General features: G+C 59.0%; 19 protein-coding genes. 9 read left to right on the forward strand and 10 right to left on the reverse strand.

Annotated elements, in window-relative coordinates; genetic code table 11:
* Positions 1–7 precede the first annotated feature (7 nt).
* The 3 genes from IH404_RS14525 to ahpF all read left to right on the forward strand — a co-directional run bounded on the left by IH404_RS14525 (position 8) and on the right by ahpF (position 3,333).
* The gene (locus tag IH404_RS14525) at positions 8–940 is read left to right on the forward strand and encodes a site-specific integrase (RefSeq protein WP_194438175.1); all 933 of its coding nucleotides are present in this window, start codon (positions 8–10) and stop codon (positions 938–940) included.
* Positions 941–1,073: 133 nt separating this feature from the next.
* Positions 1,074–1,637: an alkyl hydroperoxide reductase subunit C gene (gene ahpC, locus IH404_RS14530; RefSeq protein ID WP_005788226.1), complete on the forward strand. Its 564-nt coding sequence runs from the start codon at positions 1,074–1,076 to the stop codon at positions 1,635–1,637.
* Positions 1,638–1,767: 130 nt separating this feature from the next.
* Positions 1,768–3,333: an alkyl hydroperoxide reductase subunit F gene (gene ahpF, locus IH404_RS14535; RefSeq protein WP_005788228.1), complete on the forward strand. Its 1,566-nt coding sequence runs from the start codon at positions 1,768–1,770 to the stop codon at positions 3,331–3,333.
* Positions 3,334–3,416: 83 nt separating this feature from the next.
* On the opposite strand, the gene gloA is transcribed toward ahpF, so the two are convergent.
* Complete coding sequence (gene gloA / locus IH404_RS14540; protein ID WP_005788230.1) at positions 3,417–3,938, reverse strand: lactoylglutathione lyase; 522 nt, start codon at positions 3,936–3,938, stop codon at positions 3,417–3,419.
* Between the two features lie 177 nt (positions 3,939–4,115).
* On the opposite strand from gloA, the gene IH404_RS14545 reads away from it, so the two are divergent.
* Positions 4,116–4,652, forward strand: a complete 537-nt coding sequence (locus tag IH404_RS14545; protein WP_005788232.1) for a DUF4946 domain-containing protein — start codon at positions 4,116–4,118, stop codon at positions 4,650–4,652.
* A 111-nt stretch (positions 4,653–4,763) separates the two neighbouring features.
* On the opposite strand, the gene IH404_RS14550 is transcribed toward IH404_RS14545, so the two are convergent.
* Both IH404_RS14550 and IH404_RS14555 read right to left on the reverse strand, forming a co-directional pair.
* Positions 4,764–5,129 (reverse strand): histone-like nucleoid-structuring protein, MvaT/MvaU family, encoded by a 366-nt coding sequence (locus IH404_RS14550; protein ID WP_005788234.1) that lies wholly within the window; start codon positions 5,127–5,129, stop codon positions 4,764–4,766.
* Between the two features lie 174 nt (positions 5,130–5,303).
* Complete coding sequence (locus tag IH404_RS14555) at positions 5,304–6,845, reverse strand: EAL domain-containing protein (protein WP_194438177.1); 1,542 nt, start codon at positions 6,843–6,845, stop codon at positions 5,304–5,306.
* A gap of 426 nt (positions 6,846–7,271) precedes the next feature.
* Here IH404_RS14555 and hppD point away from each other — a divergent pair, with 426 nt between their 5' ends.
* Together hppD and IH404_RS14565 are read left to right on the forward strand one after the other, a co-directional pair.
* Complete coding sequence (hppD, locus tag IH404_RS14560) at positions 7,272–8,348, forward strand: 4-hydroxyphenylpyruvate dioxygenase (RefSeq protein WP_005788238.1); 1,077 nt, start codon at positions 7,272–7,274, stop codon at positions 8,346–8,348.
* A gap of 164 nt (positions 8,349–8,512) precedes the next feature.
* Positions 8,513–9,742 (forward strand): DUF6543 domain-containing protein, encoded by a 1,230-nt coding sequence (locus IH404_RS14565; protein ID WP_194438179.1) that lies wholly within the window; start codon positions 8,513–8,515, stop codon positions 9,740–9,742.
* Between the two features lie 55 nt (positions 9,743–9,797).
* Here the strand turns inward: IH404_RS14565 and rarD are convergent, their stop codons facing one another.
* The 3 genes from rarD to IH404_RS14580 form a co-directional block, all read right to left on the reverse strand.
* Entirely contained in the window at positions 9,798–10,679 is an 882-nt protein-coding gene (rarD, locus tag IH404_RS14570; RefSeq protein WP_005788242.1) for an EamA family transporter RarD, read from the reverse strand.
* A 127-nt stretch (positions 10,680–10,806) separates the two neighbouring features.
* Complete coding sequence (locus tag IH404_RS14575) at positions 10,807–11,823, reverse strand: aldo/keto reductase (protein ID WP_005788244.1); 1,017 nt, start codon at positions 11,821–11,823, stop codon at positions 10,807–10,809.
* An 81-nt stretch (positions 11,824–11,904) separates the two neighbouring features.
* Positions 11,905–12,807, reverse strand: coding sequence for a LysR family transcriptional regulator (locus tag IH404_RS14580; RefSeq protein WP_005788246.1), 903 nt, complete (start codon positions 12,805–12,807; stop codon positions 11,905–11,907).
* Positions 12,808–12,908: 101 nt separating this feature from the next.
* Here IH404_RS14580 and IH404_RS14585 point away from each other — a divergent pair, with 101 nt between their 5' ends.
* Positions 12,909–13,613 (forward strand): SDR family oxidoreductase, encoded by a 705-nt coding sequence (locus IH404_RS14585; protein ID WP_194438181.1) that lies wholly within the window; start codon positions 12,909–12,911, stop codon positions 13,611–13,613.
* Between the two features lie 24 nt (positions 13,614–13,637).
* Here the strand turns inward: IH404_RS14585 and IH404_RS14590 are convergent, their stop codons facing one another.
* Both IH404_RS14590 and IH404_RS14595 read right to left on the reverse strand, forming a co-directional pair.
* On the reverse strand, positions 13,638–14,510 hold the full coding sequence (locus IH404_RS14590; RefSeq protein WP_194438183.1) for a hypothetical protein: 873 nt from the start codon (positions 14,508–14,510) through the stop codon (positions 13,638–13,640).
* Between the two features lie 179 nt (positions 14,511–14,689).
* Positions 14,690–16,000, reverse strand: coding sequence for an MFS transporter (locus IH404_RS14595; protein WP_005788253.1), 1,311 nt, complete (start codon positions 15,998–16,000; stop codon positions 14,690–14,692).
* Positions 16,001–16,161: 161 nt separating this feature from the next.
* On the opposite strand from IH404_RS14595, the gene IH404_RS14600 reads away from it, so the two are divergent.
* Together IH404_RS14600 and IH404_RS14605 are read left to right on the forward strand one after the other, a co-directional pair.
* Entirely contained in the window at positions 16,162–17,277 is a 1,116-nt protein-coding gene (locus tag IH404_RS14600; RefSeq protein ID WP_005788254.1) for a sugar diacid recognition domain-containing protein, read from the forward strand.
* A gap of 100 nt (positions 17,278–17,377) precedes the next feature.
* Complete coding sequence (locus IH404_RS14605; RefSeq protein WP_194438185.1) at positions 17,378–18,517, forward strand: glycerate kinase; 1,140 nt, start codon at positions 17,378–17,380, stop codon at positions 18,515–18,517.
* On the opposite strand, the gene IH404_RS14610 is transcribed toward IH404_RS14605, so the two are convergent.
* On the reverse strand, positions 18,507–19,619 hold the full coding sequence (locus IH404_RS14610) for a class II histone deacetylase (protein ID WP_194438187.1): 1,113 nt from the start codon (positions 19,617–19,619) through the stop codon (positions 18,507–18,509). The genes IH404_RS14605 and IH404_RS14610 overlap by 11 nt on opposite strands.
* The gene (locus IH404_RS14615; protein ID WP_005788260.1) at positions 19,616–20,770 is read right to left on the reverse strand and encodes an MFS transporter; all 1,155 of its coding nucleotides are present in this window, start codon (positions 20,768–20,770) and stop codon (positions 19,616–19,618) included. Before IH404_RS14615 ends, IH404_RS14610 begins: the two co-directional genes overlap by 4 nt.
* Positions 20,771–20,778 lie beyond the last annotated feature (8 nt).

Genomic DNA, 20,778 nt, shown 5'->3' on the forward strand with positions numbered 1-20,778 from the left:
GACACCCATGAGCGACCTGGATCGATATATCAACGCTGCGACCCGCGATAACACGCGCCGCAGCTACCGTGCGGCGATCGAGCACTTCGAAGTGAGTTGGGGAGGGTTCCTGCCGGCCACCAGCGACAGCGTGGCGCGTTATCTGGTGGCGCACGCCGGAGTGTTGGCGGTAAACACCTTGAAACTGCGGCTTTCGGCACTGGCGCAGTGGCACACCAGCCAGGGCTTTGCCGATCCGACGAAAGCGCCCGTGGTGCGCAAGGTGCTCAAGGGGATTCGTGCCGTGCATCCAGCGCGCGAGCGGCAGGCTGAGCCTTTGCAGCTACAGCATCTTGAGCAGGTCGTCACTTCACTGGCGCTTGAAGCAAGCCTGGCCCGCGAAAACCAGGACCCGCCCCGCTTGCTGCGCGCCAAGCGTGATACTGCGCTGATCCTGCTGGGCTTTTGGCGGGGGTTTCGCAGTGATGAGCTGTGCCGATTAAGTATTGAACACGTCCAGGCTGTGCCCGGCGCCGGGATCAGCCTGTACCTGCCGCGCAGCAAAGGCGATCGGGAAAACCTGGGCAAGACGTACCAGACGCCGGCGCTGCTGCGCCTGTGCCCGGTGCAAGCTTACAGCGACTGGCTCAGCGCCTCGGCGCTGGTTCGCGGCCCGGTCTTTCGCGGCATCGACCGGTGGGGCAACCTGGGCGAGGAGGGGCTGCATCCCAATAGTGTCATCCCATTATTGCGCCAAGCCCTGGAACGCGCAGGCATCCCCGCCGAGCAATACACCAGCCACTCCCTGCGGCGCGGCTTTGCCACCTGGGCCCATCGCAGTGGCTGGGACTTGAAGTCGCTGATGAATTACGTCGGGTGGAACGACATGAAATCCGCCATGCGCTATGTTGAAGCGACGCCATTTCTCGGCATGACCCTGGCGACCCAGCCGCTGATTTGAAATTTCTTCTATTAATACCGCCACTTGATAGAGAAAGCCAATCGTCAGCATCAGGTTTGCCAATGGGCCATCGACCGAAAGAGTCGGTAGGATTCATCTCATCAACTTCTTAACCCCTGACGGAGAGTCAACGATGCCTATCATCAACAGCCAAGTAAAACCGTTTAAAGCCACCGCTTTCAAAAACGGCAGCTTCCTGGATGTGACCGACGCTGACCTGAAAGGCAAGTGGTCGGTAGTGTTCTTCTACCCAGCCGACTTTACCTTCGTTTGCCCAACCGAACTGGAAGACCTGGCTGACAACTACGCCGAATTTCAGAAGCTGGGCGTCGAAATCTACAGCGTGTCCACCGACACCCATTTTGCCCACGCTGCCTGGCACAACACTTCGCCAGCCATCGGCAAAATTCAGTACACCATGATCGGTGACCCAACCCTGACCATCTCCCGCAACTTTGACGTGCTGATCGAAGAAGCTGGCCTGGCTGATCGCGGTACTTTCGTGATCAACCCGGAAGGTCAGATCAAGATCGTCGAACTGAACGACGGTGGTGTTGGCCGTGATGCTTCCGAGCTGCTGCGCAAGATCAAGGCTGCTCAATACGTCGCTGCCCACCCAGGCGAAGTGTGCCCAGCCAAGTGGAAAGAAGGCGAGGCTACCTTGGCTCCGTCCCTGGACCTGGTCGGCAAGATCTAAGTCTGTGAAGACGTATCAAGGGCGGGAATCCGCACCTCAGTAAGCTGCATCCGCCCTCGAAACGCCCGGGCGAGATTCGCTCGGGCGTTTTTTTGTCTGCAATAAACCGAATGAACAGGAAATCGCCCGTATGTTGGACGCCAATCTTAAAGCTCAGTTGAAGTCATACCTGGAACGGGTCACCCAGCCGATCGAGATCGTCGCCTCCCTCGACGACGGCGCGAAATCCCAGGAAATGCTCGCTCTTTTGCAGGACGTTGTCAGCCTGACGACGTTGATTACCTTGAAAACCGATGGTGATGATGCGCGCAGGCCATCGTTCTCCATCAACCGCCCGGGTGCCGATATCAACCTGCGTTTCGCCGGCATCCCCATGGGCCATGAATTCACTTCGCTGGTGCTGGCTCTGTTGCAAGTCGGTGGCCACCCGTCGAAGGCCAGTGTCGAAGTGATTGAACAGATCCGCGCCCTTAAAGGCGAGTTCAGCTTCGAGACATACTTCTCGCTGTCGTGCCAGAACTGCCCGGACGTGGTCCAGGCCCTGAACCTGATGGCGGTGCTGAACCCCAATATCCGTCACGTGGCCATCGACGGCGCGCTGTTCCAGGCCGAAGTCGACGAGCGCCAGGTCATGGCGGTGCCCAGTGTCTACTTGAATGGGGTGAACTTCGGCCAGGGCCGCATGGGCCTGGAAGAAATTCTTGCCAAGCTCGACACTAGCGGTCTCGAAAAAGCCGCCGAGAAAATCAGTGCCAAAGAGGCGTTCGATGTATTGGTTGTCGGCGGCGGCCCAGCCGGTTCCTCGGCGGCCATCTACGCAGCCCGTAAAGGTATCCGTACCGGTGTAGCGGCTGAACGTTTTGGTGGCCAGGTGCTGGACACCATGTCCATCGAGAACTTTATCTCGGTACAGGAAACCGAAGGGCCGAAACTGGCCATTGCGCTGGAAGCGCATGTGCGTCAGTACGACGTGGACATCATGAACCTGCAACGCGCCAGCAGCCTGGTGCCGGCGAAAAATGCCGGTGAGTTGCATGAGATTCGCTTCGAAAGCGGTGCGACCCTCAAGTCCAAGACCGTTATCCTGGCCACTGGCGCCCGCTGGAGAGAGATGGGTGTGCCGGGCGAGCAGGAATACAAGGCCAAGGGCGTGTGCTTCTGCCCGCACTGCGATGGGCCGCTGTTCAAGGGCAAGCGCGTTGCGGTGATCGGCGGCGGTAACTCCGGTGTGGAAGCGGCTATTGATCTGGCCGGGATCGTCAACCATGTCACGCTGCTTGAGTTTGACAGCAAGTTGCGCGCCGATGCGGTGCTGCAACGCAAGCTTTACAGCTTGCCGAACGTGGATGTGATTACCAGCGCGCTGACCAGCGAAGTCAAAGGCGATGGCCAGAAAGTCACCGGCCTTGCCTACAAGGATCGCGACAGTGGTGAGTTCAAGACTATCGACCTGGAAGGTATCTTCGTGCAGATCGGTTTGTTGCCCAACACCGACTGGCTCAAAGGCACGGTGGAGTTGACGCCTCGCGGCGAGATCATCGTGGATGCCCGTGGCGAGACTTCACTGCCGGGTGTATTTGCGGCCGGTGACGTCACTACCGTGCCCTACAAGCAGATCGTCATTGCGGTGGGCGAGGGTGCCAAGGCCTCCCTGAGTGCATTCGATCACTTGATTCGCACATCAGCCCCGGCATAAGTGACACGCGAAAAACCAAAAAAGCCCCATGAGCAATCATGGGGCTTTTTTATTCCTGCGTACTGCGCGAGACGCGCCGCGTGTTACATCGGCGCCGGCTGGATGATCTCGACCCAGTAACCATCCGGGTCCTTGATGAAGGCCAGGCTCTTCATGCGGCCATCCGTCAGGCGCTTCTGGAAATCGCAGCCCAGCGCTTCGAAACGCTCGCACGCAGCGACGATATCCGGTACCGAAATACAGATATGGCCAAAGCCACGCGGGTCGGTATTGCCGTTGTGATAGGCAAAGTCGGCGTCGTTTTCGGTACCGTGGTTATGGGTCAGCTCAAGGATGCCCGGAATCGATTTCATCCACTGGGTGCGCTCGGCGGCGTCGGCCGGGATTTGGGCCTTGTCCACCAGGGCGAGGAAATACAGGCTGAATTCGGCTTCCGGGAAGTCGCGCTTTTCAACCAGGGAGAAACCCAGCACGCGCGTGTAGAAGTCCAGCGATTTGGTGATGTCCTTGACCCGCAACATGGTGTGGTTAAACACAAAGTTTGCAGTGGCGGTGTCAGGCTGGGCAGTGACGCCCGGGAAGGTGTTCAGTTCGTGCAGGCTCATGGGCCCTCCAGAAAAATGGGGCAAAGCGGTCCCTTGGCGTGCGGCAAGCATCCGTGCTGCCGGCTCATGATACGCAAGGGCTACCTGCCGCGCCAAATGAAAAAACGCACGCGGCCCTTGCGAGCGGCGGGTCTGGGGCCGCAAACTTTGCGGCTTGAACCCTGGGCGTTTTTCATAATGATCGAGTTTCGTAAATCGCTGTTGAGTACGTTGTGCCTGATGCTGGGGAGTTCGTTCGTATTGGCGGCCGACCCGGAGATTCATTGGCCCAGCGGCTGGCAGGTCGAAGAAGTCATACCTGACGACGAAGTCCCCGCGAAGGCTCAAACAGTGTCTCGCCAGCGCGCGATCAAAAATGATGAAAACGGCGCAACCCTGATGGTCATGGAGTTGACCGGCACGCCAATTGAGCCCGGGCATAAAGTTAATCTTCCAAGCGTGTTACTGGAGATGCGCAAATCGATTCAGAAAGATTTCGCCCGGGGCGGTTATCAAAGCGTGTGCAGCAAGATGCATCCTACGACACTGAGTCGCCTTGAAGCGTTGGAGACTACTTGCGTGATAACCGAAAACGGACGGCACGTGTTGTCACAAACATTAGTCGGCGCGGTGGATACAGATAAGGCCTATGTATTTTCTTACGCGGGCCAGGCGCAAGCCTACGAGGCGAGCAAGGACGAAGTCAGTTCGGTGCGTAACAGCCTGAAACTTTGAATCGACCCATTTTAGTGGTTTTGAACAAAATGAACGGCTGGTTAAGTTCGATTTCGAACCGTCAACTGCAAAAAAGCCCCGCATGTGCGGGGCTTTTTTAGTGTGGGGTGATTAGCCGCGCAGCCAGGAATCTACTGTGGCAGCGCCGTACTCTTCTTTCCACGCTTTCAGGCCGCGGTGGTTGCCGCCTTTGGTCTCGATCAGTTCACCGGTATGCGGGTTGTGGTAAACCTTGACGACCCGTGCACGGCGCTGCTTTGGCGCTGCGGCGATGGTTGCACCCGCCTTGCGCGGGGCTGGATCAAGAATGGCGATGATATCGCGCAGACTTTTGCCGTAGCTGTCCATCAGCTTTTTGAGCTTTTCTTCGAATTCGATTTCTTTCTTCAAGCCTGCGTCGTTCTTCAAGGATTCCAGCTGGGCCAGCTGCTCTTGAAGGGCTTTTTCTGCTGCGCGAAATTCGGCGAGTCTGGACAAAATCTGTACTCCAATAGTGTAGTGGCTGATATCAACTGCAGACAAAGCTATAAGCCAGGAACGTTAACACGACGTCAACGAAGAAGACCCTTCTGCGAGTTCTGCACAGGCAGAAAAATTGTAGTAGTTAATCCCTCTGGAGTAAATCATGTCTTCTGTCCAAATAACAATCTTTCATCGGCTGCCTAACGATTTAATGAACTCATCGCAGGGTAGCGGCTTGCCGAACAGGTAACCTTGTAAGAAATCCACACCTTGGGCGACGAGGTATTCACACTGTTCTGCTGTTTCCACGCCTTCGGCAACAATGCCAAGGTCAAGCTTGGCTGACAGTTCTATGATGCTGTCCAGAATATGCCGTGACAGTGCATCCACCCCAATCATGGCGACAAAGCTCTGATCAATCTTCAAGTAGTCGACATTGAAGTTGCGCAAGTAACCGAGGCTGGAATGGCCGGTGCCGAAGTCATCGATCGCGATCATCACCCCCAACTGATGCAGGGCGTCAAACAGGCTCCGGGTGGTCTCGGTGGGCTCGATCAGTTCGCGTTCGGTCAGCTCCAGTACCAGGGTGACCTGGCCGGCCGGGAAGGCCGCGAGAAACTCCTGGCAATCGTTCACCAGTTCAAGGTCCTGGCAATGCCGCGCGGTAATGTTCACGCCAATATGAAAACCGGGGTTGAAGCGTTCGGCATGGGGCGCCAGTTGCGCGGCGGTCTGGCGCAGCAGGGCGCGGGTCATCGGCACGATGAGGCCGGAGTCTTCGGCCAGGGGAATAAACAAATCTGGCCGCACCAGGCCCTCTTTGGGATGTTTCCAGCGCATCAGCACTTCGCAACCGGCCCACTGACGCGTATCACCGCGCACCACGGGTTGGAAATACGGGATAAATTCGTTGGCGCTTAATGCACGTTGCAGTTCGTGGGTGGGTGCCGACGAGCGTTTTTGCAGCCAATGGGCGAGGATGCCAGCCAGCACACCAAAGAACGCCACCAGGCTGAACACCGCCGGATAGCGGGCCTGCATATAACGCCAGGTTTCTCCGGCAGGCATCCCGGCCTCGACGCTGTAGTGATAGCGCGCGGATGCAAGGTGATGATGGGCTACGGCAAACACGGGCACTGCGTCGTTATGCACTTTGCCGTCGGCATCCAGCCAATTGGGCCCGACTTGCAAGATCAGGTGGGCGTAACGACTGATCAGGCGCAAGGCATTGGTGAGGTGGTAGCTGTCGATCGAGGCAAACGCGCCTCGCTCACCCTCCACCAGGCGGTAAACCAGTAACGCAGTATCTGGCGTGACAGGGTTGCCATTCATCAACCACAACCGGCCATCTACATAGTCGTCCGGGTTGACCGGCGATTGGTAGTCGCCGCCAAACAGTGAGCTGCAATAAATGTTTTTCTGCCAGGACAACGTGGTGGCGCGTACGAACGGCCGGCGCGTGACTTGTTCGCGCAGCGCCAGTTTCGCCGCGTTATCGCACGGCTTACCTGCCAATGGCAGCAAATCCCGGGCGGCGAGGGCGGTATTGTCGAGCATCAAATCAAACTGGCGCACTGCTTCCTGAGCTGTTTGTGTGGTGCTTTGTTCAAGTGTGCGTTCAGCTTGCCAGTAAAGAATCGCGACCCCCAGCAGAATCGGGAGCAGTCCACAGGTTGCGCTGATGACGTAACGTGTGGCTCGGCCTCGTGGGCCTTTGGAGGTCAGGGGCATAGGGACAGTCAGTCGCTGAAAAAAGAAGGGTATGTGCCGATGATAGATGGCATTGCCCAAGTACGCTCGCCACCGATTGTTGATTCTGGGCTGAGGGCCTATTCACGCGTGTCCCGGGTGCTCAACCAGCCGGCGCGCTTGCTACAAACCTCTTGCACGAAACAGGGCAATGGGGATTTGATAAGAGTACGGACAAATCTGTTTACGCTGTGTAGAATCGGTTTACGCATACAAGAATATGGACTTGCGCTCACGCAAGCCTCGGCCGTCAGAGACTGATGACACCATGAAGCTACTCGGCTCCCCCCTCATCTTTGGTGACTTCCTCGCCCGCAGCGTGCGGGGTCTTTCCTGTGCGCCACCCTCGAACCTCATCCTTGCTCGCAACTGATCAATTGCTACCTACAAGAATGATGAGGCATCGAAATGACCGACCAATATGAAAACCCAATGGGCCTGATGGGCTTTGAATTTATCGAATTCGCATCGCCGACGCCTGGCACACTGGAGCCGATCTTCGAGATCATGGGCTTCACCAAGGTGGCGACCCACCGCTCCAAGGACGTGCACCTGTATCGCCAGGGCGAGATCAACCTGATCCTCAACAACGAACCCGGCAGTCTCGCCGCCTACTTCGCGGCCGAACATGGGCCGTCGGTGTGCGGCATGGCATTCCGCGTCAAGGACTCGCAAAAAGCCTACAACCGGGCCCTGGAACTGGGCGCCCAGCCGATTCATATTGAAACCGGGCCGATGGAGCTGAACCTGCCGGCGATCAAGGGCATCGGCGGTTCGCCGCTGTACCTGATCGACCGCTTCGGCGAAGGCAACTCGATCTATGACATCGATTTCGTCTATCTCGAAGGCGTTGACCGCAACCCGGTAGGCGCGGGTCTCAAGGTCATCGATCACCTGACCCATAACGTCTATCGCGGACGCATGATCTACTGGGCCAACTTCTACGAAAAACTGTTCAACTTCCGCGAAGCGCGCTATTTCGACATCAAGGGCGAATACACCGGCCTGACCTCCAAGGCCATGAGCGCACCGGATGGCAAGATCCGCATCCCGTTGAACGAAGAATCGTCCAAGGGCGCCGGGCAGATCGAAGAGTTCCTGATGCAGTTCAACGGCGAGGGCATCCAGCACGTGGCGTTCCTCACCGACGACCTGGTCAAAACCTGGGACGCGTTGAAGAAGATCGGCATGCGTTTTATGACCGCACCGCCAGACACTTACTACGAAATGCTGGAAGGCCGCCTGCCGAACCACGGCGAGCCGGTGGACCAGTTGCAATCGCGCGGCATCCTGCTGGATGGCTCCTCGGTTGCAGGCGATAAGCGCCTGCTGCTGCAGATCTTCTCGGAAACCCTGATGGGGCCGGTGTTCTTCGAATTCATCCAGCGCAAGGGCGACGATGGATTTGGCGAAGGCAATTTCAAGGCGCTGTTCGAGTCGATTGAGCGCGACCAGGTGCGTCGCGGCGTACTGACTGCCGAGTAATTCAATGGATAACGAAAAAGCCCGGTTTTTACCGGGTTTTTTTGTGTCGGTTATATCGGGTTGCAATTGCCGGGCGGTGGAATAGGAACAGATGTTTTTTCAAGTATCACACAGAGGCGAGGAGCGCAGAGAAACCTGCGCTTCCATTCCGAAGAGGTCCGCTTATGAATGTGAATTCTCCTACCCATCAACGCCCGATCGAGCCCAGCCTACCAGCGGAACAGGCCGCGCCAGTTCGTAATGTGCGTTCATCCGATGATGCAGACCCGGTCAATCAGGCGCGTAAGAAGTTTCTGGATGATGGTGAAACCGAGTTCCTGGGCGACACCCTCAGCGCCGAGGGTTATCAGTTGGTGAAGGCTGTGGTCTCACCCAACAAACCGGGTGCGCCTGGGGTGCAGGTCTCGACATTCGCGGTTGATGGCGCTCAGTCCAATGACATGATGGTGATCAAGCGGGTGCCGCCTACCGAAGATGGGCCTAATTTCGTGCTGTATATGCCGGAAGATGACGTAACCTCGTTTCATGAGTTCAAGAATGCAGAGGAAATGACGGCCTGGCTCAAGGACGTAGCCAATGACCTGACTGAGCGAAAGCGATTTACCCAGCATTTTTCCAATCCTGAAGCACCCAAGCAGCAGGAACGGGTCAACAAGCAGTTCGGCGAGTTCGCGGCTGGTGATATTAATGCGGTCGTGGGTAGTTTCGGCCATGAGCGGGGGGATATTTTCGAGCGGTTGAACAAAGACGCTTCGGTCCCACCCGCTCAGGTCGACGAGCTGGTGCGAACGCAGCTCTATAAACTGGAACCAGATGGCAAGGCGTTTTATGTCGGGTATCGGCCAGATGGTGAGGCCATCGTCTATAGCTACGACGCTTATGGAAACTTGCAAGGCGGCGGCCAAAAAAAGGACGCCAAGGCGAGGAGATTTTATTTCGTCCAAAACGGGTTGAACCAAAACCAACCGCTTGAACCCATGACCTTCAATGAGTTCCGCAAGAAAATAACCAGTGTCTCCCTGAACAACGTGCGCGCTAATGACCTAATGGGTCTTTACGACGAGTTCCTGAAGCAACTCCGAAGTCCTGGGCATGGCCTGGCTACCGCGTTGAAAGCGCTGAGTGTTCCTGACAACATGGCGAATTCCATCGAAACCATCCTGAAAGACCCCATCAAAGGAACACTGCTTGAATTGAATCACGATAATCGTATCGGCAAGCTGTTTGGTGTTGATAAGGCAGAGATGGATGCCAACTTGGAAAGGGTGGGCAGTCAAATCCAGAGCAACATCCCCTATTACGGTAAGTGGAGGGAAAGGCTGGAGAGCACAGCCGACGTTATTGAACAAAGCGTAGGTAAGCCTGAATTACCGACGACCGAAGTCAGGACCTGACTCGACAAAGGGGAATGGATACCCCCACGCCATTGCGCCACTTCCATCCAGCCATTCAAGCTCGGTGCTGACGCACTAGATGTTTGAACCCTTCATACACCAGTACCATCACCGCCAGCCAGATCGGGATATAGGTCAGCCATTGCCCGCCTTGGATGCCTTCGCCCAACAGCAGAGCCACCGCCAGCAGCAGCACCGGTTCTACGTAGCTCAGCAGCCCGAACAGACTGAAGGCCAGCAAGCGACTGGCAATAATGTAGCTCACCAGCGCCGAAGCGCTGATCAAGCCCAGCATCGGAATCAACCCGTATAGCTTGGGATGCACATCGAGCACAGCAAAGCCCTGTTCACCGCTCTGAACAAACCACCAAGCCACCGGCAGCATCAGCGCCATATCCAGCCACAGCCCGCCCAAATGGTCGGTGGTCAGGTATTTGCGCACCACGAAATACACCGGGTAGCCGATGATCACCACCAGCGTTGCCCAGGAAAAACCACCAGCCTGATACAACTCGTTCAGTACGCCCAGCGCGGCAAACACCACAGCGATCTGTTGCAACCGTGACAACCGCTCGCCGTAGACCAGGCGCCCGGTGAGCACCATGGTCAGCGGCAGCAGGAAGTACCCAACGGACACGTCCAGGCTGCGCCCATTCAGCGGCGCCCACATAAACAGCCACAGTTGCACGCCGAGCAAGGCAGAAGACACCAGCACCCCGGCGATCAGGCGCGGCTTGGCCGCCAATATCCGCAACAGTTCCCACACCCGCCGCCACTCGCCGCTGACGATCATGAACACCGTCATGCAAGGTACTGTAAGCAACATGCGCCAGCCGAAAATCTCCAGACCACTCAACGGTGTGAGCAGTGACGTGAAGTAATACATCACGGCAAACAACACCGAGGCCAAGACCGATAACACCACACCTTTAGACACACTGTCCTCGCGAAAGCCGATTCATATCCAGTTCCAGGAGGGGAGTATGGCGTTTTTTGCGAGAAATAGAATGTGGGCGGGAGTTTGCTCCCACCCACATTTTAATCTCCATGCTATCAGGCAGATTTCAGCCCGCTCGCAACGCCACGCGGCCGGAAACAAAATGGCCCACATCGTTGAACCCCGGAGTGGACGAGTGCCCAGGCGTGACCAGCGAATCAATGAAGGCCTCATCCTCAGGCGTGATGTTTACGTCCAGCGCGCGAGTGTAGGCATCCCACTGCGCCTCGGTACGGGGGCCCACAATCGCCGAACTCACTGCCGCATTGTTAAGCACCCAGGCAATTGCGAACTCTACAATCCCCACGCCACGTCCCTGAGTGTATTGCTGGATCAGTTGGGCGATGCGCAGCGACTCCACCCGCCATTCGGTTTCCAGGATGCGCTTGTCCTGGCGCGCGGCACGGCTGCCTGGCTCGGGTGTAACGTCAGGTGCGTACTTGCCACTGAGCACCCCTCGGGCCAGCGGACTGTAAGGCACCACACCCAAACCATAGGCTGCCGCCGCTGTGATTTGCTCGACTTCGGCCTGGCGGTTGACGATGTTATACAGCGGCTGGCTGATAATGGGTTTATCTACCCCCAGGCGCTCGGCCACGCGAATCACTTCAGCGATGCGCCAACCGCGATAATTGGACAGGCCCCAGTAGCGGATCTTGCCTTGGCGGATCAGGTCGCCAATGGCCGACACGGTTACCTCCAGAGGCGTGTCGTGATCTTCACGGTGCAGATAGTAGATGTCCAGGTAATCGGTATCCAGGCGCGCAAGGCTGGCTTCCAACGCATTGAAGATGCGCTTGCGGTTCAACCCGCTGCGGTTGGGCAAACCATCGGCGGGGCCGAAGCCGACCTTGGTGGCCAGCACCCAATCCTGGCGATTGCGCGCAATGGCTTCGCCGACGATCTCTTCGGAGCGCCCGCCGGTGTAGACGTCGGCGGTGTCGATAAAATTGATACCCTGGTCCCAGGCCTTGTCGATGATACGCAGCGAGTCTTCGGTGCTGGTTTGTTCGCCAAACATCATGGTGCCGAGCGTCAGTGCGCTGACCTTCAACCCGGACTGGCCCAATGTGCGGTAAATCATGCAAAGCTCCTCATGGCAGGCAAATGTGAGTCATGCAATACCAGACCCGACGGCTCTGGAACAAGCCCTGGGTGCATTTCTTCATCCGCGCAGCAATGTCTGGCAGCGTGCCTGTAAAAAGCGATGCAGCACTTTCACCCGCTCCGACACTTGCAGGCGGTGAGGGCACATCAGGTTGAACGGCGTGGGTTCGCCTTGCCAGTCGGGAAGCAACTGCACCAGCCGCCCGGCCTGGATGTCCCGGGCCACATCCAGGTTGGCTTTATAGACAATGCCATGGCCGGCCAGCGCCCAGCGCCGAACGATTTCGCCGTCATCGCTGAGGTAGTCACCGCTGACTTCGACCTCCTGCAGCAGTGTGCCCTGGCGGAAATACCAGGTGCTATTGGCCTGCCCGCGGCGCATGTAGCGCAGCGTACTGTGCTGCGCCAAATCTGCAGGTACCTGCGGTGCGCCGTAGCGCGCCAGGTAGTCGGGGCTGGCGCAGACGATGCGCTGGTGGCCGGGCACCACCGGCAGCGCCACCAGGCTGGAATCCCTCGGCACGCCAAAGCGCAGGGCGATGTCGACGGTGTCGCGAAACAAATCGGCATTGCTGTCGTTGAGTAACAATTGCAGGCGGATGTTCGGGTGCTCGAGCTTGAACTCATCCAACCAGCCCAGCAGCACATTGCGGCCAAAGTCCGAGGGAGCGGCCAATTGCAATAAACCACTGAGGCTTTGGCCTTGTTGCTTGATGGCATGTTCGCCTTCGGACAGGGCTTCCAGCGCCACTCGCACGCTGTCCAGATAACGCCGGCCTTCTTCGGTCAGGCGCATGCTGCGGGTGGAGCGAGCAAGCAGGCGGATGCCGAGCCGGGTTTCAAGGCGCTTGAGGGCGATACTGGCTGCTGCTGGGGTAAGGCCGAGGCCACGGGCGGCGGCCGTCAGGCTACCGGTGTCGGCGCTGCGTACAAAGACTTCAAGGTCGAGAATCGAGCCCATTGATAAAAATCCTTTAAAGATCTTGTCGTTTTACCCGGATTTTTCGCCGATTGCCAAGCTGGGAAGATGAAGGCTCACTTTCTTGTCCAGGTAGTTTCCTCATGATTTCTTCTCTGAGCGGTAAAACCGTCATCGTTATTGGCGGCAGCAGCGGTATCGGCGCGGCAGTGGCCCAGGCGGCCATCGCTCGCGGCGCGCACGTGGTGCTGGCCGGGCGTCGCTTGACCTCCGGCATCGAGAACGGCGTACGCAGCGAACCGGTAGACGTCACCGATAGCGCGTCGTTGCAGCGATTGTTCGAAACGGTGGGGCACTTTGACCACCTGGTCTACACCTCGGGCCCTTCGGTGCGGGCCAAGCCCCTGATCGAAACCGACCTTGGCGAAGCCCAGGACAACTTCAATGTGAAACTCTGGGGCGCGCTGCGTGCGATTCAACAAGCGCTGCCGTTCCTGAATGAACACGGCAGCATCACCCTGACTTCCGGTCAGTTGGGGCGCAAGCTGGCAGGGGGGCAGTTCATCAAGACCGGCATCAACGCTGCGACCGAGGCATTGGGCAAGCAACTGGCCAAGGAACTGGCGCCACGTCGGGTCAATGTTATCAGCCCGGGCGTGATTGACACCCCGGCCTATGCCGGGTTGGCGCAAGAGCAGCGCGTGGCGATGTTTGCCAACGCGGGCGGGGCATTGCCGGTTGGCCGGGTAGGGCAGGCTGAAGACGTGGCGGCGGGGTATGTGCTGGCCATGGAGAACAGCTTTATAACGGGAAGCATCATCGATATCGACGGCGGCGGACAACTGTAACCGCCCACCGCCGGTGCCCTTTGGTTAATGACGGGCCTTGTCCAGTGTAAACGTCCCTATGGCAGTAAACTCAGGCCCGTCATTTCTTCGAAAGGAACAGGCAAACTCACCCGAGCCATGCTCGTCAGTGACTTCTTCGTTCAGTTTCAGCACCCCAGCATGGGCTGTCACCGTCCCATAGCTGTCGAGTCGTTGAAACTGAACGCGGACGTCATTGTTGCCGGCCAGGTCATGGATCAATCCCTTCGCGTCGTTATAGACCACGATGGCAAAAATATTCCGAGTCCGCGGCAAGCCGTCATGGTAATAGTCGCCCATGAAGATTCGGCGATCTGGGCGGTGGCCCCCGAAGTCGGAGCTATCAATCCGCAGGTCGGTTTTGAAAGAGTAAGAACCCGGTAGTGGTCCCCCCTCGAAGGTCAGGTTCAGTTCGCCTTTTGCCGGATACTGGGCGCTGTGAACCATTGACACGCCTGTCAGGTCGACATCACCTTTTGTCAGCGTTATCTGTTTATCGCTACCAAACTGCGCTTTACCCGAGAAAGACGCCTGCATCCGTTCACCGTCGAATGACACTGTTATCTCCCCGGCAGTTGCCCAATAGGGAGAAATACCCGAGTTTTCATGCGCAGAAAAGAGCAACCTGGCGCGCCCATCGGCAAAGCTATAGCTGTGTTGGGTCCCGTCACTCGGTAGCTCAGCGGGAAGATAAATATCAATGCCATAAAAATGGTTGGGCTCTGGCGAGAGCCGTTTTGTCGCCACCAAATGCCATATTCCATTTGGCTCCTGGTACATATCCATTTTATCCGCGTCACCCTGGAAGGTCAGGTTGTGCGCGCCTGCTACTGTGACTGCTAACGTACCTTGAGTGCCCTGTGCCGTTTTACTGATCATCTCGATAGCCCTTCAAGAAGTGAAATGAATTCACCAAGAAGGCTAAACGCGATCCAGGAATTTGAATACTGTCAAAAGTGACAGGTATAAAAGGCAAGCCTTTAATTCCATTCAAGGCACCGTGTGCCGACGCAAACACCCTCACGCCTTCCAAGAGCATCTGCGCCGTCCCGTGGAGGTTAAACCTTGAGCGTACGCGTCATCCTCAAAGCCAGCACACTCCCACCCACAATCACCGCCGCCAGCAGGTACAACGCCACATCCGTGGACCCAGTGGCATCCTTCACAAACCCCACGATATACGGGCTGAGAAACCCCGCCATCTGCCCCATGGAGTTGATCAACGCCAAGCCACCCGCTGCGGCACCGGCACTGAGCATGGCCGTGGGCACCGGCCAGAACATTGGCAGGCCGGTCAGGGCGCCCATGGTGGCGATGGTCAAGCCAAGGATGGCGATGGCCGGGGTGGTGGCGAAGTTAACCGCAATCACCAGGCCGATGGCGCCCATCAGCATCGGCACTACCAAGTGCCAGCGACGTTCCTTGCGCAAGTCGGCGGAGCGGCCCACCAGCAACATGAACACCGCCGCCAGCAGATACGGGATCGCGCTGAGCCAGCCAATCACCAGGTTGTCGCTGAAGCCCAGGTTCTTGATGATCGACGGCAACCAGAAGTTGATGGCGTACACGCCGCTCTGGATGCAGAAGTAGATCAGGCCGAACGCCCAGATCGCCGGGTTCTTGAAGACTTCAGCCAGCGAATCGCTGGTGGTTGCGGGCTTGTTCGCCAGGTCCGTGGCCTGGTCGGCTTCCAACACTGCGCGTTCATGGGGCTTGAGCCACTTGGCATGGGCGAAGCTGTCACTGAGCAGGAAGTAGGCGAGGGCACCGAGGATCACAGTCGGGATGCCTTGCAGCAGGAACATCCACTGCCAGCCGGCCAACCCGCCTTGGCCGGCAGCGAAGTGGTTGAGAATCCAGCCGGAAAACGGGCTGCCGAGCAAGCCGGACACCGGAATGGCCGACATGAACAGCGCCATGATCCGCCCACGGCGGAAGGTCGGAAACCACTGTGAAAGGTACAACACCACCCCTGGAAAGAAGCCGGCTTCAGCGGCACCGGTAAACAGGCGCAAAGTGTAGAAATGCGTGGGCGTAGTCACGAACAGCAAACACGTGGAGAGCGTGCCCCACACGATCATCATCAACGCGATCCAGCGCCGTGGGCCGAACCGGGTCAGCGCCAGGTTACTCGGCACGCCGCACAGCACGTAGCCGATAAAGAAAATCCCGGCGCCCAGGCCGTACACGGTTTCGCTGAACTTCAACGCATCGAGCATCTGCAACTTGGCAAAGCCAACGTTGACCCGGTCGAGGTAGTTGAACAGGTAGCAGATAAAGATGAAGGGGATCAGGCGCAGGGTAATGCGCTTGTAGATGGCGTTTTTATCGTCATCGCTGGCCAGTGCGGCAGTAGCGCTCTGTGACATGGGGATTCTCTCTTTATTATGATTTTTCGCGGCGCGAGGGTAACGTTGACCGCCCCAACAGTCTCAGCGACGTGATGGGCGACTGTCTTTGTGCCGGCGCACAGCGAAGCCACCTTTGCGCTGTGCCGGTGAACAACCCGTCTTTTCAGGAAATTAGCCCCATGTTCGAGTTGGATCATGACTTGGCGCAGGAGATTGTCGATCGCACCATGGCAATCCTGCCCTATAACGTCAACGTCATGGACAGCCAGGGCCTGATCCTCGGCAGCGGTGAGCCGGAGCGTATCAATACTCGTCACGAAGGGGCGCAGTTGGTCCTGGCCAATGGCCGGGTGGTGGAAATCGACGGGCAGACCGCCAAGCATCTCAAGGGCGTGCAACCGGGCATCAACCTGCCGCTTATGCACGATCAGCGGCTGATCGGCGTGCTGGGCATTACCGGCGAACCCGATGGCCTGCGCACCTATGCCGAACTGGTGCGCATGACGGCTGAAATGTTGGTCAGCCACCGCCATCAGCAAGCCGAGCAGCAATGGCGACGCCAGCGTTGTGATGATTTGCTGGCCTTGCTGCTGGCCGACAATGGCGACTCCCCCCGTCTGGTGGACGAAGCCCGGCAACTGGGCCTCAAACCGCATCTGGCGCGCACGCCATACCTGTTCGAACTGGGCCCGGGCCAATCGGCAGAAGCCTTGAGTGCCTGGCTCACCAGCCGCTATCCCGACAGTTGGTGCGTCAGCCCTGCGCAGTTCTCCCTGCTGTGGTGCCGGCCTGCCGCTGTGCAGGTCGATAATCCGCGTTTGCTGGAAAAGCTCGACGGCCTGGGTTGGACTATCCTGCGTGTTGCGGTTGGCGGGCAAGCGGATGGCTTGCCAGGGCTGCGCCGCTGCTACCGCCGTGTCGGTGATCTGCTTGCCTATGGCCGCGATCTCCTGCCGCAGACACGCCTGTTGACCCTCACCCGTTATCGTCTGCCGGTCATGCTCTGGCGTCATCGCAACGACGACGCCCTGGACGAGTTGCTCAACCCCTTGCGCAAGGTGCTGGCCAAGGACAGCAACGGGCAACTGCTGGCCACCTTGCGCAGTTGGTGCGAGCACGACGGGCAAAGCCAGGCGTGTGCCGATGCCTTGGGCATCCACCGCAACAGCTTGCGTTACCGCATGGAGCGTATTGCCGAACTCAGCGGCGTCGACCCGCTGACCCTCGACGGTATGCTTACCTTATACCTGGGCGTGCAGTTGTTGCCTCAGCCTCTGGAGGCGCAGGCTTTGTAGAAATGACCAACAAACCCCACCTGCACTTGTGCATCGGACCGGCGTCATTGCCCAGGCCAACTGGCAGCATGGGCATCATAAAAACCGGAGAAAGCCCATCATGAAGATCATCATCGCCCCCGACTCGTTCAAGGACAGCCTCAGTGCCGCAGGCACGGCCCAGGCCATTGCCGAAGGGTTGGCCCAGGTCTGGCCGGATGCGCAGTTGGTCGAATGCCCAATGGCCGATGGCGGTGAAGGCACGGTGGATGCGGTACTTGCCGCGTGCAATGGCCAGTTGCGCCGGCAAACCGTGCGAGGCCCACTGGGAGACGAAGTCGAGGCACGTTGGGGCTGGTTGGCCGACAGCCATACCGCGATTATCGAGATGGCCGAGGCCAGTGGTTTGCAACTGGTCGCGCCGGGCCAGCGCGACGCGTGTTCGACGACAACATATGGCACCGGGGAGTTGATCTGCGCCGCCCTGGATGCGGGGGCGCAGCGCATTATCCTGGCGATTGGCGGCAGTGCGACCAACGATGGCGGGGCTGGTGCGATGCAGGCCCTGGGTGTGCAACTTTTTGACGCAGAAAGCCAGCCGCTGTCCCCGGGTGGGCTGGCGTTGGCGCGCCTGGCGCGTATTAGCCTTGAAACGCTCGACCCGCGTTTGGCGCAGGTGCGCTTTGAGATCGCTGCCGACGTCAATAACCCCCTGTGCGGTCCTCACGGCGCCTCAGCAATTTTCGGCCCGCAGAAAGGTGCGAGTCCCGAGCAGGTGGCACAACTGGACGCCGCCCTTGACCATTTCGCCCACCACTGCGCCCAGGTGCTGCCCAAGGATGTGCGCGACGAACCGGGCAGTGGTGCTGCCGGTGGTCTGGGCTTCGCCGCCAAGGCATTCCTCGGTGCACAATTTCGTCCGGGCGTGGAGGTGGTCGCCGAACTGGTTGGCCTCGAACACGCCGTACGCGGCGCCGACCTGGTCATCACCGGCGAAGGCCGCTTCGACGCTCAGACCCTGCGCGGCAAGACCCCGTTCGGGGTAGCGCGCATCGCCAGCCAGCATGGCGTACCGGTCATTGTGATCGCAGGCACCTTGGGCGACGGTTACGAGCAGATGTATGCCCACGGTGTGGATGCGGCGTTTGCCCTACCGTCGGGACCAATGAGTCTGGAGCAAGCCTGCAGCGAGGCCCCTCGCCTGTTGCGCGAGCGCGCCGCGGATATTGCGCGGGTGTGGCGCCTTGCTGCTAATCACTGACCCCCTGCGCCAACCGCTCCACCCACTGTTGCTGAAACGCTTGCAGAGCCGCACCGGGTTGCTGCAATTGCACAAACTCCAGCATTGGGTCTTGCACCGCGGTGCGCACGCCGCTTAATTCCTCCAGAGTCGCCAACCCGCAAAACGGTACGTAGGCTTCGCTGTAACCGCCTTCATGCACCAGCACCAGGCGGCCCTGGCACAAACGCTCGGCTGCCTGGCGCAGGCTGCGGGTCATCAGCCGGAACGATTCGCTGTGCAGCAACATGCGCGCCAGTGGGTCGACGGCATTGGCGTCATAGCCGCAGGCGACGATGATCAGCTCTGGCTCGAAACGCTCAAGGGCGGGCAACACGATGCGTTCCATCGCATGCGCATAGGTTGCGTGACCACTGCCCGGCGGCAGCGGGATATTGATGTTGGCGCCCAGGCCAGGACCCCGGCCACGATCCTGTTCGCCGCTGTAGCCCGGTGGGTAGCAAGCGTCCTGATGCAGTGAAACCGTCAACACATCGGCGCGCTCCTCGAAGATTGATTGCGTGCCGTTACCGTGGTGCACGTCCCAGTCGATCACGGCGACTTTGCCGAGCCCGTTATGGACCTTGGCCGCTTCGATGGCAATGGCAATATTGGCGAGAAAGCAGAAGCCCATGGCGCTGTCTGCCAGGCAGTGATGCCCAGGTGGCCGGGACAGGGAATAGGCATTGTGCGCCTGGCCCTTGAGCACCGTGTCTACGGCGGCGATGGTCAAGCCCGCAGACAGTTTCGCGATCTCGTAGCTGCCCGGCCCAATCGGCGCCTGCGGGCCGAGCTCGCCGCCGCCAGCATCGCTCAGGGCCTTGAAGCGTTGCAGATAAGCGCTGCTGTGCACCCGTAGCAGGTCTGCTTCACTGGCCGGCGGTGCGCTAAGCAGGTGCAGATGACGCGTCAATCCAGACACATCCAACAAGCTTTTCAAGCGGCGTTTGGTCTCCGGGGATTCGGCATGACCGCTGCCAGCCGGCGGTTGTACCCAGCCGCCTACGGGTAATGTCAGCGCGTGCGCACCTGCGCTGTGCCACAGGCTCATTTCATCGAAGAAAAATGCGGTGGTTCGGTTCATACCGGCTCCAGTTCGGTGAGGTGGTTGGGACGGCTGGTGAGGATCATCACCAGGGAAAGCAACGTGATAACGGCAGCGCCCAGCAGCAGGAGGGTGAACCCGCCGCTGGCCTCGATCAGGCGGCCGGCAATCGCCGGGCCGATGGCCAGGCCACCGCCGATCACCAGGTTGGAGGCGTTCATGAGTTTGCCGCTGTGATCAAGATCGGCCAGGCAGGCCAGCACCAACGGCAGGATGAACGTCCAGATGAACTTGAACAGCAGCGCCGCCAGGGCAAAACGCAGCAGCGCTGGCTCGCCGAGCAAAAGCAGCACAGCCGCCACCATCAGCGCATAACCCCCGAGCAACAGCATTGCTCGGGGCAGTCGCCCGCCAATCAGCGACGCGCTCGCGGCGCCGGCAATGCCCATTACGGTTGCGATGGCGAGTACCTCACCACTGTGTTGCGGGGAAATCCCGACACTGGCGCCCAAGGCACCGATAAAGGTCCAGACACCGCCCAAGCTGATGTAAAAGGCCAGGACCGCGCCGAGCCCCAGCGCGGCTTTCCAGCGCGAGCCAGGCAATGAAGGGCCGTGGCTTGCCGGTGCCGTGGCATTGCCAGCGGGAAACGCCCGGGCCAGAGGCAGTAACAGGGTCATCAAGCCCGCAAGGATCAGGTAACAGGCGTTCAGTCCAAACCGCTCGAACAAGCCCGGCAGTACGATCAGCCCGAGTGCACCGACGACTAATTGGCCCATCACCCACAGCCCGTAGACACGGCTGGGATTGGCGGTAGTGGCGGCGCTGGCCAGGCAGAGGATCATCAATGAGCCGCCGGCCAGGGCGCTGGTACAGCGCAGCGCCAGTAACGCTGCATAGGTGTCGGCGCGCATCGACAACAGATTGGCCACGATAAACAGCAGCGCTGCAATCAGGGCCGCGGCGCGCCAGTCAACGCGCTTGAGCCACCACCAGGCAGGCAAGGTCGCCAGGCTCATCGCGCCCAGCTCCACGGAAAACAAATCGCCAATGCGTGCCGGGCTCAGTTGCCATTCGCTGGCCAACTGCGCGGCCACGGCGGGTGCGGTCATCAGGATGGTTGGGGTGATGGCGGCAAACAGCACGATTGCTGCCAGCCGTGCCTTTGCCGCAGAGGGTTGAGTAGGCATTTTCAAAC

The sequence above is a fragment of the Pseudomonas sp. OST1909 genome (genome assembly GCF_015277575.1).
In the GTDB taxonomy this organism is placed as follows: domain Bacteria; phylum Pseudomonadota; class Gammaproteobacteria; order Pseudomonadales; family Pseudomonadaceae; genus Aquipseudomonas; species Aquipseudomonas synxantha_A.